Below are 14,092 nucleotides of genomic sequence, written 5' to 3'. Positions count from 1 at the left end.
TAGGTGTGAGTGCCGCCAAGGAAATAGCCGCACCAACAAAGAGGGCTTAAGCACCGCGAAACTGCACCAAGTTCCCGGCGATTGCCGGGGGGATTTTTTTCATCTATCGCTCACTCGCTATGCATGCAATCCGACATGGCGGTGCGAATGGAAAAAAGTTGATTGCTGCACGCGGGATCGTTAGCCACATGCGCCAGCAATTGCGCGGCTATGTAAGAAAGTGAGTTTGTGGTCCTAAGCATCCACACCAGTAATTCAGGCTCAAATCCGTTCAGCGACCTAGTCATCATTCGTAACCCGCCGTGCGTATACGAGTTGAGCGCATCCCATGCCTTGGCCTTTAGGGTAGCAAGTGATTGAAACAGAACCTGATCGGCAGATGACGCTGCAAGCTCTTCTAACATTTGATACACATCGGGAAATTTTGCTGGCTCCTTGCCGCTGTTGGATTTTGGCTCCGACGAAAATTTCTCGATCCAAACATCAGGGGCAGCGTAGAGCACCCATGAGCCTCTTAGCACGGCTTCATATTGCAAGCGGACAAGTGCCATCGCCGATGTCGCGTTATCAATGGCCAATAGGTGCTGAAAACCGGAGCCATGTTCCAGAGCAATTTTGCAGTAGGCGAATGCCGCATTCGTTCGCGCGCCTGGCGGGATTGCGCGTTCTGTTTCACCTATCAGCGCGGTGCGCAAAGCAGTGTCGAACGTGTTGGAGTTGTCCAGTAGCACCGCAATATCTACTGTCACGTTGCCGCCCTCTGTTGTCGCGATTGACTCCAAGAGTGTACCTACCGGCACAGCTTCGCGGCTTACTCAACGCCACGCCTGTTTCCTTACGAGCGGCATCCGTTGCGGTGCGCTTGTGCTTCCGAGGGCGTGACTCTATAGAGCCGTCGCAGTCTGCGCTGACGCTATTCGCACGATGAGCGCTGTTCTGCAAGGAATTTCCAACCACCAAAACAGAACATCCCACCATGGTTGGCGGGATGTTGGGTAAGTCATATTTGCGTCTGCGAGTTACTTACTTTACTTGTGCATTGGCGGAGAGAGTGGGATTCGAACCCACGGAAGGTTTGACCCTTCGCCGGTTTTCAAGACCGGTGCCTTAAACCGCTCGGCCATCTCTCCGCGGAACGCGCATTGTACGGCCAGTCGCGTCGCTAGCCAACGCGACGGCCTCGTCCGGCTCATGGGTCGCCGAAGACCACCGCCTTATCGCTGCCAAGTGCTGCGCAACGAAACGATCCCCAGACTAGACTGGCTGCCCGTCTTCAAATGAAGCCTGCGGCACATGGCATCGAAATTGTTCGGGCTGGAACTTGCTGAGGTGGCGTCCAGGCAGGCGCAGGAAATACGGCGGGCGCTCGAAAAGAAGCGTGATCGTCACCTGGCTGTTCACGAGGCCCGCAAGGCAATACGAAGGCTTCGGGGAACGCTGGATTTGGGCCGGGACGTTTTCGGCGCGAAGTTTGGTGCGATCGACAAATCGCTGGATCGATTGGCTGATGGCCTGTCTGCGCTTCGTGACGCTCAAGTTGTAGTGGAAACGGCGTCCAGGCTGTCAAACGACCACCAGCCGTACTGGAAAGAGATATCCGATCAGCTAGGTCACCGCCGCGACCTTTTGCTTGACGCTGCGTTGTCCCGCGATCCGGATTTTTCGAAACGGCGCGTCAGGATAAGCCGGATGGCATTGGCGATAACCGACCTTCCATGGACGGACCTGACGAAGAAGGTGGTGCGCGACTCCGTCCTGCATAGCCTGCGACGCCTGGAGAAGGCGAAGGCCGCTGCGCGGGAAGAAGGTTCGTCGGTCCGCCTTCATCGTTGGCGCAAGCGTGTACGTCGTCTTCGATTGCAACTTGAAACGTTGAATGGGGTTGAGGCGTCGGCTGATTGGAAAGGTCTCGAAGCCGTCAAACGCAAAGTGGAATCAACCCGTTCGCTGCGTCGTCTGGCAGACAAACTTGGCTGGCGGCAGGATTTGCAGGTTCTTCGCTCAAGCATCCGCCACGCTGGAAACCCGGCGCTGGCGAAGCAGCTTCGCCGCGGCATCGATCACGAGATCGGGCGCGTGAAATTATGATGCCGCCCGCCAGTTTGCGCTGCCGGCGGGGCAACTCGGTTTGTCAGGAACCCTGCGGCGGACGAATGTTGGCGCCTTTCCTGGACAGCGCAATCAGGCAACCCGCCAGGATCGCGATCGGGATCAGTGCACCGATCAGCGGGAACAGCAGCACGGGTTCGCGGATCACCATCGGCACGATCTGGGTGGCGGTGGCGAAGGCGATGCTCCACAGGCGCCAGCGGCGGCTTTGGCGGCCGGACCAGAAGCTGGCGAGGACCAGCAGCACCGCGATAACCGAGAGGACGAAATCGATCGTCGGCAATTGCCACACCGTGGCAAACCCTAATCGAGTGCCGATGAAGGAGATCAGCACCAGCAGCAGGAAATAGCTGGTGTAGAACTCGACCTTGTCCCACTTCCCGCGAACGGGCGCTGGCGAGTTCATGCGATGCGGTCCAGCCCGGCCATGTACGGGCGCAGTGCTTCGGGCACACTGATCGAGCCATCGGCGTTCTGGTAGTTCTCCATCACCGCGATGAGGGTGCGGCCGATGGCGAGGCCGGAGCCGTTCAAGGTATGCACGAGTTCGGGCTTGCCGGTGTCGGCGTTGCGCACGCGGGCCTGCAGGCGGCGTGCCTGGAAGTCCTCGCAGTTGGAGCAGCTGGAGATTTCGCGGTAGGTCTGCTGGCTGGGCAACCATACTTCGAGATCGTAGGTCTTGGTCGAGCCGAAGCCCATGTCGCCGGTGCACAACAGCAGCTTGCGATACGGCAGGCCGAGTTTCTGCAGCACCTTCTCGGCGTGACCGACCATTTCCTCCAGCTGCGCATACGACTCGCCGGCGCGGGCGATCTGCACCATCTCGACTTTCTCGAACTGGTGCTGGCGGATCATGCCGCGGGTGTCGCGACCGTAGCTGCCGGCCTCGGCACGGAAGCACAGCGTGTGCGCCGTCATGCGCAGCGGCAGTGCGTCGGCGTCCTGGATGGTGTCGCGCACCAGGTTGGTCAGCGAGACTTCGGCGGTGGGAATCAGGTAGCGCTTCGCATCGCCGACCTGGGTTGCGAACAGGTCTTCCTCGAACTTCGGCAGCTGGCCGGTGCCCTGCATGCTGTCGGCGTTGACCAGCACCGGCACGTTGCATTCGAGATAGCCGTGCTCGCCGGTGTGCAGATCGAGCATGAACTGGCCGAGCGCGCGGTGCAGGTGCGCGAGCTGGCCGCGCAGCACGGTGAAGCGCGCGCCGGACAGTTTGGCGCCGGCGTCGCCATCGAGCCAGCCATGGCGCTCGCCCAGTTCGACGTGATCCTTCACCGCGAAGTCGAAGCTGCGCGGCGTACCCCAGCGGCTCGCCTCGACGTTGTCGTGCTCGTCCTTGCCGACAGGTACGGACTCATGCGGGATATTCGGAATGCCCAGCGCGATCTCGGCGAGCTTCGACTGCGCCTCGGCCAGTGCCTGCTCGTTGGCCTTGAGCTTGTCGCCCAGGCCGGCGACCTCGGCCATCAGGGCAGCGACATCCTCGCCCTTCGCCTTCGCCTTGGCCTGGCCGATCGACTTGGAACGCGTGTTGCGCAGGTTCTGCAGCTCCTGCGTCTCCATCGCCAGCTGCTTGCGCGAACTCTCCAGCGCCTCGACGGCGGACACGTCGAGCGTGTAGTTGCGGGTTTCCTTGAGGCGTGCGGCGGTTTCGGCGAGGCGCGAACGCAGCAGTGCGGGATCCAGCATGATCGAGTCCAGATGAAGGCTTGAACCCTGAATTATCGCTGCCGGGCGGCAATCGCCGCAATGAATACCGGGCGACGTGGCTACGCCGCCCGGCTTGCAGCCAGCTCAGCTGGCCAGCTTGCGTTCGCTGCGGCCCAGCCACCATGCCATCGCGGCGCCGGCGATCAGCCAGCCGACGAGTTGTTCGACCAGCGCAGCCAGGGTGAAGTCGAGCGGAAAGCGGTACCAGTTCCAGTACGGCAGCATGGTGCTGAGCCAGGCGAATACCGCGGCCGCCGCCGCGATGGCGAGACGGCGACGGAAACCGACCACGGCCAACCCCATCACGAACGCCAGCGCCAGCGCGCTCAGGGTATCGGATGCCCACTGCCGCCCGATCTGCGGCCCCATCTGCATCATGTCGGTGCCTTGCGGCTGATACACCACGAAGGCATACGGCGAGCGGACAGCCTTGATCGAATACGTCCTCACCTCGGCCGCGTCGCCCATTTTCTTGGGATCCAGCGAGGGCAACATGTACACGCCGGCTTGTTCGCCCAGGCCTTGTTGGAGACCGCTGAGCGCGACGTTCTCGTTGGTGGGCAGCCTGAGGCCGACCTCGCCAAGCCCCAACGCCATGTGTGCCGCCACGCCCCAGACAAACATCAGGATGCCGCCGATCAAACCCGCCACGAGTACACGCATGATTCGCCCTCCCGGTTGATGGCCCGAATCTAAGTCGGACCTCGAAAGCCGTGCAAGGGCGCGCGCAGCAGCCGCGGATGCATAGGGCGCTACTTGCTGCGTGCCTTCTCGCGCGCCGCGCGCAGCGCCAGCAGTTTTTCGCGCAGCTGCAATTCCAGCCCGCGATCGACCGGTTCGTAGAACACGCTGCCGGCGAGCGCGTCGGGCAGGCATTGCTGATCGAGCGCGATGCCGCCTTCGGCGTCGTGGTCATACTGGTAGCCCTTGCCGTAGCCGAGCCCCTTCATCAACTTGGTCGGTGCGTTGCGCAGGTGCATCGGCACTTCCAGCGTGCCGCCTTCACGGATGGCGGCGCGGGCCTTGTTGTAGGCCATGTAGGCAGCGTTGCTCTTGGGCGAGATCGCCAGCCAGATCGCCAGCTGAGCCAGGCCCAGTTCGCCTTCGGGACTGCCCAGGCGCTCGTAGGTATCCCACGCATCCAGCGCCATGCGCCATGCGCGCGGCTCGGCCAGGCCGACGTCTTCCACCGCCATGCGCGTCATCCGGCGCGCCAGGTACAGCGGATCGACGCCGCCATCGAGCATGCGGCATAGCCAGTACACCGCGGCATCGGGATCGGACGAACGCACGGATTTATGCAGCGCCGAAATCTGGTCGTAGAACTGCTCGCCCATCTTGTCGAAGCGACGGGTGCGGTCGGCCAGCACCTGGGTCAGCGTGGTGTCGTCGATGCGGTTGTTTTCGGCGAGCTCGGCGGCGATTTCCAGCAGGGTCAGCGCGCGGCGCACGTCGCCGTCGGCGGCCTGGGCGATCGACTCCAGCGAGGCATCGCTGACCTGCAGCTGCAGCTCGCCGAGGCCGCGCTCGCTGTCGCTCAGTGCACGCTTGAGCGCCGCCACGATGTCGTCGGTCGAGATCGGTTCCAGCACGTGCACGCGGCAGCGCGACAGCAGCGCGGAGTTCAGTTCGAACGAGGGGTTCTCGGTGGTGGCGCCGATGAAGATGATCACGCCTTTTTCGATGTGCGGCAGGAACGCATCCTGCTGGGTCTTGTTGAAGCGGTGCACCTCGTCGACGAACAGCACGGTGCGCCGGCCCTGGGCGAAATTCACCTCGGCCTCGGCCAGCGCCTTGCGCACGTCCGGCAGGCCGGACAGCACGGCGGAGATCGCGCGGAAATCCGCATCGGCGTAGCGCGCCACCAGCAGAGCCAGGGTTGTCTTGCCGCAGCCGGGCGGCCCCCACAGCACCATCGAATGGATCTTGCCGGCCTCCAGCGCGCGGCGCAGCGCCTTGTCCGCGCCGACCAGGCGCTGCTGGCCGACGATCTCGTCGAGGCTGCGCGGGCGCATGCGCTCGGCCAGCGGCTTGAGCGCATCGGGTTCGGCGAACAGGCCGGGCGTGGGCGTCATGATGTTGCGAGGCATCCAGGCATGATACGGCATGCCCCGACGGGCCGGCCCGCGCATCAGGATGGAGTGGATTGCCGCTATGATGCGCTCACGTTGCGACCTTGATCCGCAGCGCACCGGCCGGGGGGCAGAACACAAGTGAAGGTGAGGATGCAGATTCCTTCCAGAGGAAGGAACGTCGTGGCAGATCGCGCCTGCGCACGTCAGCCCGGAATGGCGGGCAACGCATGAGCCAGTTGTTTCGCCCCGCCCATCGCCATTGCCTGAGCCTCGTCGGACTGCTGCTGTTTTTCCTGTGTGGTGCCGTCAGCGCTGGTAGCGACCCATGGGCACAGTTCGACGCACCCTGGTTCGACCAGGCCGGCACTGCCGAAGGGCTGCCGCAGTCGATCATCACCTCGATCGCACAGGACCAGCGAGGCCTGGTCTGGGTCGGCACCATGGTGGGTCTGGTCCGTTATGACGGCTATCGCACGCAGGTGTTCGATACCCGCTACGGCAGCACGCCGGGGCTGCCCGATGCCTATGTGCGCAGCCTGCTCGCACTGTCCGACGGTGGCCTGCTGATCGGTACCAATGCTGGCGGACTTGTGCGCCTGGACCCGGCAACCAATCGTTTCCACAGCTATCCGATCGGTGCGAACGGTACCTCGGACAGCAAGATCTACGACCTCGCCGATGATCATGCCGGTGGGGTCTGGATCGCTACCGATTCGGGGCTGGATCACCTCGATCTGCACACGGACACGATTACCCGACTGCAAACCGGTGCCGACACCGCGCCACGCAATTTCAGCGTGATGCAGGATCGGGCGGGCAACCTGTGGCTGGGCAACAACCAGGGGCTGTTCGAACGCCATGCCGGTTCGACGACGTTCGAGCGGCCTGACCATCCGGTCGGCACCGTGGCCAGCGTGCTGGACAACCAGATATGGGCGATCCACGAGGATCGTGCCGGCCGGCTATGGGTGGGCAGTGGACAGGCCGGCGCGGCCTATCGCGACACTGTTGGCCAGTGGCATCCGGTGCCAGGTTTCAGCGGCTATCGGAACGGCGCCCAGCAGTCCACGGTGCGCGACCTTCTGGAGGTCGCGCCGGACACGATGTGGATCGCCACCGACGGCAGCGGCGTGCTCGCGTATACCGTGGACGGTAGCCAACTGCGCCAGATCAAGCACGATCCCGCGATCGCCTCCTCGTTGCCGGGCGACTCGGTGCGGGGGTTGCTGCAGGATCGCTCGGGCAACATCTGGGTCGCCACCGACCTCGGACTCGCACATACCAATCCCAATGCGCGCATGGCTTTCTCGCTGCTGCCCTCGCCGCTGGAACAGAACGCGCTGAGCGACACCAGCGTGCGCGGCATCTACGTCGATACACGCGGCCGCATCTGGCTCGGCCTGGGCTCGGGCCGGATCGACATGATCGACCTCGCGGCCGGACGCATGAGCCACCTGCAGCTGAGCGGCAACCAGCTTCATCGCGACGTACAGACCTTCGTCGAGGCGGCCGATGGTTCGATCCTGGTCGGCACCCAGGGCCTGGCCCGGATCGATCCCGATACGCTGGCGATCCAGCCTTCGATACTGCCCGCACTGGAGAACAAGCCGGTACTGAGCCTGCAACGGGATGGCTCGCGCATCCTCATCGGCACCTATGACGGCCTGTATCGCTACGACACGGGTAGCGGAGCACTCGATCATGTCGGTCACGATGCGAATGATCCGAACAGCCTCGGCAGCGACACCGTGCGCGAGATCGCCCGCGTGGGCGACAGCTGGTGGTACGGCACCACCCACGGCATCAGCATTGCCGGCAGCACGCTGGCCCGCGACGGCTTCGAAAACCTGATCCACCGTCGCGACGATCCCTCCAGCCTGCCGCAGAACTACATCAGCTCGATCACGCTGGACCCACAGCAGCGACTGTGGGTCAGCACCTTCGGCGGGCTGGGCGTGATCGATCATTATTCACCCGGTGGCCCTTATCGTTTCCGCACCATCGGCGTTGCACAAGGCCTGGCAAACGACAAGATCAGCGGCGTGCAGTACGACGATCACGGCAACCTGTGGATCAGCACCTCCAACGGCGTGTCGATGATCGACAGCGACACGCAGGCCGTGCACAACCTTGGCCCGCGTGATGGCCTGCACATTTCCAGTTACGTCTACGTGGGCGCCGCGCGCGCACCGGGCGGCGAACTGCTGTTCGGCGGCATCGGCGGGTTGACGGTGATCCGGCCGCACTGGCGGGCGCCGACGGCCGCTGCCGCACCGCTGACGATCACCCATGCCATCGTGAATGGCAACGAGGTACCGTTCGGGGAGCTTCCCCGCGACGGCCAATCCATCCAGTTGGACTCGCGCAGCCGCAACCTGCGGCTGGACTTTGCCCTGCTTGACTACCAGACACCGTTGGAAACCTCCTACAGCTATCGCATGGAAGGCATCGACGACGACTGGACCAAGATCCCCAGGGGCAGCCTGCCCAGCGCGATCTACACCAACCTGCCCCACGGCGACTACCAGTTGCACCTGCGTGCGGCGACCCATGGCATGCAGCCCCACACCGTCGAAACCCGAGTCAGCATCACGGTCAAGCCACGCTGGTACGAAACCACGATCAGCCGGCTGATCGCCATCCTGTTGCTGATTGCACTGGTGGTCGTGCTGGTACATCTGCGTACGCTCTATCTCCGCCGGCAGGCCACCCAGTTGCAACGGCAGATCGACGAGCACACGCGCGACCTGCTCGCTGCCAACCAGCGCCTCGATGAGCTGGCCAGCACTGACGGGTTGACCGGCGTCTACAACCGACGCCGCTTTCTGGAACTGGCCGGAGGTGTGCGCGAACGGGCGCAGGGGCGTTCGGTCTGCATCGCGTTGTTCGACCTCGATCGGTTCAAGCAGATCAACGACACCCACGGGCACCTGGCCGGCGATGCGGTGATCCGCGGCGCGATCGAGGTGATCAAGCAGCACTGCCGGCAAGACGACCTGGTCGGCCGCTACGGCGGCGAGGAGTTCGTGCTGTGCCTGCCCGACACCAGCTTGGAGCATGCGCAGGAAATCACCGAACGCATCTGCGCGGCACTGGCCAGCACGACGGTAGCCCACGACGGGCGCTCGATCCCGGTGACCGTCAGCATCGGCATCGCCGCGCTGCATCCGGGCGAGTCCATCGAACAATGGCTGTCGCGTGCCGACAAGGCGCTGTACGAGGCCAAGCACAACGGTCGCAATCGCTGCGCCACCGCGAGCTGAAGCTCACCGCTTCAGTCCGTGCCGATAGCGGCGGTCGACTTCGTCGTATAGCGACCATACAAACCGACGGACACGCTGCGCGGCACGGGGCAGCACCGGCATTGCGGGATCAGTCTTTCAGTGGCTGAGTGGCGATCACCGGCACGTCGCCATCCACTGCCATGCGGGTCATCCTTCAGCGACGCGCCGATCTCCCGCTCAGCGCATGAAAGTGAGATGGCGGCGCCAGCTGCTCGCGCACCGCATCGAACAGGGGATTGGCCTGAGCCGGTGCCTGCAGATGTCGGCTCACGGCTGCCGCAGCCAGCTGCGCCACCTCCATCGGCAACGGTGGCGTGCCTCCGGGCCAGAACGCCAGTTCGAGTGCACCAAGCCGTCCGCTGCCCTCCAGATGCGGCAGCATTTCCGCGTAGACGGCGAGGCGCTGGGCATTTGTTTCCGCACTCTGACCCGGCGCGAGCATCAGCCGGAAAGCGCACTGATTGGAGGTCTTGAGATAAGTGCCATAGGCGGTCAGGCAGCCCGTGAACAACGAACGGCAGCGCGCGGCAGCGCCGCCCTGACGTTCACCCGACTCGAGTCGCACGATGGCGACCGCGAAGCGCACGGGCAGGCGTCGGATCAGCGTGGCCAAGGTGCTTTCGGCGGCCCCCCATTCGCGTTCAAGCGGACCACTCAGCTGCGGTGCCACCTGCTGCAACCAGGACGAACCCACCACGGGGTTGGACATCGACAGCCCGTCACGTATCGCGCGCATGGATGCGGCGGCCTCGGCGAGCGCCGACCACGCAGCGGGCATCGTGGGCCAGCACAGGACCTGCACGAACACGTTTTCCGCTGCAGCCTCCCCTATGAAGGCCACCTGTTCGGGTGCCAGTCCGATCCTCGACAGCGGAACAGCCTTGGCTGGGCCAGCAGCTTTCCGTCGCAGTGGCCGGGAGTCTTCAGCGCGCACGGACATGCGAGCCCCCGCGTGCCGGCACGGCCTTTTCGGCAACGTCGTCCTCGGCATGCCAGGGGTGTCCCAATCGCTGCTCGATGTAGTCCCGGATCAGTCGACGCACGACCTGCGACGATGTGGCGTCTTCTCCAGTACACAGCCGCTCGAAAACGGCTTTCTTGCGCGGATCGATCAGGATGGTCAGGCGGGCTGTGCGATTTTCTGTTGGCATACGCGTCTCATCAGTCTTACACTGGAAACAACTCTTATGATAATACACTTATCATGAAATACGCACGGGCACCGACCATCACCAGCCACCAGATCAGCCGTGGCAAGCCGAAATCAGGGGCGTGGCAGCGGTGAGCGCACTGGCCACAGTCACACCACTTGCTGTGCTGCTGTACCTGATCGCCGCATGGTTGCTGGTGGGGGCTCTCGGTCTGGTCCAGTCCAATCGCATCGGCTGGGTCGCCCGCATCCTGTTTCCGTTGGGAGCGCTGGTAGCACTCGGCGTCGCCGGTATGGGCGCGTTGGCACTAACGGCAGATTTCACCGCACAGAGCGCTCTGCTTCCGCTGGGACTGCCGGATCTGCCGTTCCACGTGCGGCTGGACGCGCTGTCCGGTTTCTTCCTGTTGCTGCTGGGCAGCGCTGGCGCCGGTATCTCGATCTTCGCCGCCGGCTATTTCCGGCAAGGCGAAGGCACGGCTCCGGGGCTGCTCTGCCTGCAGTACCACGTGTTTCTGGCCAGCATGGCCATGGTCATCCTGGCCGACGATGCCTACCTGTTCATGGTGGCCTGGGAAACCATGGCGCTGAGTTCGTACTTCCTGGTGACTACCCAGCACCGGCTGCCGGAGATCCGGCGCGCCGGTTTCCTTTACCTGCTGATGGCGCACGTGGGTGCACTGGCACTGCTGCTGTGTTTCGGCGTGCTGCATGGCGGCAGCTGGCAGATGACGTTCGACGCGATGCGCGGTGCGACGCTTGCACCGGCCTGGGCCAGCGTGGCGTTCGTGCTGGCGTTGTTCGGGTTCGGCGCCAAGGCGGGCATGGTGCCGCTGCATGTATGGCTGCCGGAAGCGCATCCGGCGGCGCCATCGCCGGTATCGGCGATGATGAGCGCGCTGATGCTGAAGACCGCCATCTACGGGCTGCTGCGGGTCAGCCTGGATCTGCTGCATGTCGGCCCGTGGTGGTGGGGATTGCTGACACTCGGACTCGGGCTCGGCACCGCGTTGTACGGCGCCATCTTCGCGGCCGTGCAGGCCGACATGAAGCGGCTGCTGGCGTACTCCTCGATCGAGAACATCGGCCTGATCCTCGCCGGCATCGGGCTCGCGCTAGTGTGCCGCAGTTTCGACATGCGCCTGCTAGCGGCGCTGGCGCTGGCGGCAGCGCTGATCCACGCGTTCAACCATGCATTCTTCAAGAGCCTGCTGTTTCTGGCCACCGGATCGGTGATGCATGCCACCGGCGAGCGCAGCCTGGGCAAGCTCGGCGGCCTGATCCGGCGGATGCCATGGGTGGCCATGCTGGCCCTGATCGGTTCGCTGGCCATCGCCGGGCTGCCGCCGCTGAATGGTTTCGTGTCCGAATGGCTGCTGCTGCAGGCATTCCTGCAGACACCACACATTCCGCATGCATTCCTCAACATGATCGTGCCGCTGGGCGCGGCCATCGTGTCGCTGACGGCGGCATTGGCCGGCTACGTGATGGTGAAGTTCTACGGCGTGATCTTTCTCGGCCAGCCGCGCGAACCTGCGCTGCGGGAAGCGCATGATGCCGGCGCGCTGGAGCGGCTGGGCCTGATCTGGCTGGCGCTGGGCTGCGTGCTGATCGGCATCTTTCCGCAGGTCGCGCTGGATGTCGTGGGGCGGGTGACCCTGAGCCTTGTAGGCACGACCGTGCAGCACGGGCAATCGGCCTGGTGGATGACGCCGGTAGCCTCCAATCGGGCGTCCTACAGCGGACTGTGGCTGTGGCTGGGGTTGCTGCTGGTGATCGGGGCGACCTTCGTGCTGGTGCGCTTGTTCCATCACGGACGACTCCGCCGCACCCCGCCGTGGGACTGCGGTTATCCATGGCAGACGCCGCGCATGCAGGACACCGCCGAAGGTTTCGGGCAGCCGATCCGTCACCTGTTCGGGCCGGTGTTTCGGCAGCAGCGCGAACTGCCGCTGCCCTCCGATCTGCAGCCGCGTTACAGCGTGCTGATCAGTGACCGCTTCTGGCACGCGCTGTACCTGCCGCTGGCACGGCTCACCCGGCGCATCGCAGACAGCCTGGCGTTCCTGCAGGGCGGTCGTCTTTCGATCTATCTGCTGTACAGCTTCGTGACGTTGATCTTTCTGCTGGTGTGCGTCCAGTGAACATCGCTGCCTACGTCTGGCAGATCGGTGGATGCCTGCTGGCGATCGCTCTGGCGCCGCTGTTTGCCGGCTGGGTGACGCAGTGCCGCGCCTGGTTGCAGAACCGCTCCGCACCCTCGCTGTGGCAGCCCTACCGGATACTGCGCAAGCTGTTGCACAAGGATGCGGCACTGGCGACGCACGCCTCGCCGTTGTTCCGCAGCGCGCCGTATGTGGTATTCGCCACGATGGCGCTCGCCGCCGCGATCATCCCCTCGGTGACCACCGAGCTGCCGCTGGCGCGGGTGGCCGACGCGATTGCGCTGGTCGGCCTGTTCGCCACCGGACGCGTCTTCATGGCGCTGGCGGCGATGGATGTGGGCACCGCATTCGGCACGCTTGGCGCACGCCGCGAGATGATGATCGGATTTCTTACCGAGCCGGCACTGCTGATGGTGCTGTTCAGCGCCTTCCTGATGTTCGGCAGCACCGCCCTGCCCGCCATCGTCGAGGGCACGTTGACCGCGCATCAATTCGTGCTGCATCCGAGCCTGGCGTTTGCCGGCGTGGCGTTCGTGATGGTGCTGCTGGCCGAGAACGCACGCCTGCCGATCGACAACCCCAGTACCCATCTCGAACTGACGATGATCCACGAGGCGATGGTGCTGGAATACTCGGCGCGCCACCTGGCGCTGATCGAATGGGCCTCCTGGCTCAAGCTGTTCAATTACGCCTGCATCGGCTTCGCCTTGTTCATGCCGTGGGGGATCGTGGTGAATGGCGCCGACCCGCGGCTGCTGGTTCTCGCGATCGCCGCGCTGCTGCTCAAGCTCGTCATCGCCGGGGCGGCACTTGCGCTGTTCGAGACCGTGTCGGCCAAACTGCGGCTGTTCCGCGCGCCGGAGTTCCTGACCATGGCATTCCTGCTCGCCGTGCTCGGCCTGCTCGTGCATCTGCTGCTGGAGGTCTGACCCGATGGCCACGATGAACCTCGCCACCCAGCTGCTGCAGATGCTGGCCGGTGCCCTTCTGCTGATCTCGTTCGCCATGCTCGCCGAGCGCCGCAGCCGGCGGCTGGTCACCCTGCTGGTGTGGCAGGGCGTGGTGCTGGTGGCTTCCACCGCGCTGGTCGCCGCCACCGCCCATCAGAGCCACCTGTACTATTCGGCCGCCCTCACGCTGCTGCTGAAAGTGGGCCTGCTGCCGTGGATCCTGCTGCGCCTGATGCGCAAGCTGGGCATCGAGCGCGACAACGAGCCGCTGGTCAACGTGCCGACCCTGATGCTGGTCGGGCTGGTGCTGGTGATTTTCGCGTTCGGCCTGGCGCAGCCGGTCAGTGCACTGGCCACCACCATCATCCGGCGCACGCTGGGCATCGCGCTGGCGGTGGTGCTGCTGGCGTTCCTGATGATCCTGGCGCGGCGCAAGGCATTCACCCAGGTGATCGGTTTCCTGGCGCTGGAGAACGGGCTGTTCTTCGCCGCCACCAGCACCACTTACGGCATGCCGCTGGTGGTGGAGCTGGGCATCGCGCTGGATCTGCTGGTGGGGGTGTTCATCTTCGGCATCTTCTTCTTCCAGATCAGCGAGCAGTTCGACAGCCTCGATCTGCAGCATCTCGAATCGCTCAAGGAGGACTGA

Annotated in this window: 12 protein-coding genes and 1 tRNA gene; 5 read left to right on the top strand and 8 right to left on the bottom strand. The window is 64.2% G+C overall.

Annotated elements, in window-relative coordinates:
- Positions 1 to 110: 110 nt before the first annotated feature.
- Positions 111 to 782, bottom strand: coding sequence for a DUF6988 family protein (locus EAH75_RS03320; protein ID WP_140804203.1), 672 nt, complete (start codon positions 780 to 782; stop codon positions 111 to 113).
- A gap of 258 nt (positions 783 to 1,040) precedes the next feature.
- A tRNA-Ser gene (locus EAH75_RS03315) sits at positions 1,041 to 1,130 on the bottom strand.
- 163 nt (positions 1,131 to 1,293) lie between these two features.
- Between EAH75_RS03315 and EAH75_RS03310 the strand changes: the two genes are divergently transcribed.
- Complete coding sequence (locus tag EAH75_RS03310) at positions 1,294 to 2,088, top strand: CHAD domain-containing protein (RefSeq protein WP_140804201.1); 795 nt, start codon at positions 1,294 to 1,296, stop codon at positions 2,086 to 2,088.
- 43 nt (positions 2,089 to 2,131) lie between these two features.
- Here EAH75_RS03310 and EAH75_RS03305 read toward each other — a convergent pair whose 3' ends face one another.
- From EAH75_RS03305 to EAH75_RS03290, 4 genes are all read right to left on the bottom strand, one after another.
- Positions 2,132 to 2,515: an LrgA gene (locus EAH75_RS03305; RefSeq protein WP_140804199.1), complete on the bottom strand. Its 384-nt coding sequence runs from the start codon at positions 2,513 to 2,515 to the stop codon at positions 2,132 to 2,134.
- Entirely contained in the window at positions 2,512 to 3,798 is a 1,287-nt protein-coding gene (gene serS, locus EAH75_RS03300; protein WP_140804197.1) for a serine--tRNA ligase, read from the bottom strand. The genes EAH75_RS03305 and serS overlap by 4 nt, the downstream gene beginning before the upstream one ends.
- Positions 3,799 to 3,903: 105 nt before the next feature.
- Entirely contained in the window at positions 3,904 to 4,482 is a 579-nt protein-coding gene (locus tag EAH75_RS03295) for a hypothetical protein (RefSeq protein WP_140654146.1), read from the bottom strand.
- A gap of 89 nt (positions 4,483 to 4,571) precedes the next feature.
- Positions 4,572 to 5,894, bottom strand: coding sequence for a replication-associated recombination protein A (locus tag EAH75_RS03290; RefSeq protein ID WP_241668870.1), 1,323 nt, complete (start codon positions 5,892 to 5,894; stop codon positions 4,572 to 4,574).
- A 227-nt stretch (positions 5,895 to 6,121) separates the two neighbouring features.
- Between EAH75_RS03290 and EAH75_RS03285 the strand changes: the two genes are divergently transcribed.
- Positions 6,122 to 9,157, top strand: coding sequence for a ligand-binding sensor domain-containing protein (locus tag EAH75_RS03285; protein WP_140804192.1), 3,036 nt, complete (start codon positions 6,122 to 6,124; stop codon positions 9,155 to 9,157).
- A 175-nt stretch (positions 9,158 to 9,332) separates the two neighbouring features.
- Here EAH75_RS03285 and EAH75_RS03280 read toward each other — a convergent pair whose 3' ends face one another.
- Both EAH75_RS03280 and EAH75_RS03275 read right to left on the bottom strand, forming a co-directional pair.
- Positions 9,333 to 9,986: a hypothetical protein gene (locus EAH75_RS03280; protein ID WP_140654140.1), complete on the bottom strand. Its 654-nt coding sequence runs from the start codon at positions 9,984 to 9,986 to the stop codon at positions 9,333 to 9,335.
- 115 nt (positions 9,987 to 10,101) lie between these two features.
- Positions 10,102 to 10,329: a CopG family transcriptional regulator gene (locus tag EAH75_RS03275; protein ID WP_140654138.1), complete on the bottom strand. Its 228-nt coding sequence runs from the start codon at positions 10,327 to 10,329 to the stop codon at positions 10,102 to 10,104.
- A gap of 130 nt (positions 10,330 to 10,459) precedes the next feature.
- On the opposite strand from EAH75_RS03275, the gene hyfB reads away from it, so the two are divergent.
- From hyfB to EAH75_RS03260, 3 genes are read left to right on the top strand one after another with little or no spacing between them, the layout of a single operon-like run.
- Positions 10,460 to 12,472: a hydrogenase 4 subunit B gene (hyfB, locus tag EAH75_RS03270; protein ID WP_241668869.1), complete on the top strand. Its 2,013-nt coding sequence runs from the start codon at positions 10,460 to 10,462 to the stop codon at positions 12,470 to 12,472.
- Positions 12,469 to 13,422, top strand: a complete 954-nt coding sequence (locus EAH75_RS03265) for a respiratory chain complex I subunit 1 family protein (RefSeq protein WP_140654136.1) — start codon at positions 12,469 to 12,471, stop codon at positions 13,420 to 13,422. The genes hyfB and EAH75_RS03265 overlap by 4 nt, the downstream gene beginning before the upstream one ends.
- Before the next feature lie 4 nt (positions 13,423 to 13,426).
- On the top strand, positions 13,427 to 14,092 hold the full coding sequence (locus EAH75_RS03260; RefSeq protein ID WP_140654134.1) for a formate hydrogenlyase: 666 nt from the start codon (positions 13,427 to 13,429) through the stop codon (positions 14,090 to 14,092).

It is taken from the genome of Rhodanobacter glycinis (assembly GCF_006438785.1).
Classification (GTDB): domain Bacteria; phylum Pseudomonadota; class Gammaproteobacteria; order Xanthomonadales; family Rhodanobacteraceae; genus Rhodanobacter; species Rhodanobacter glycinis_A.
The sequence above is the reverse complement of the archived record's forward strand: the minus strand, read 5'-3'. Positions and strand labels throughout refer to the sequence as shown.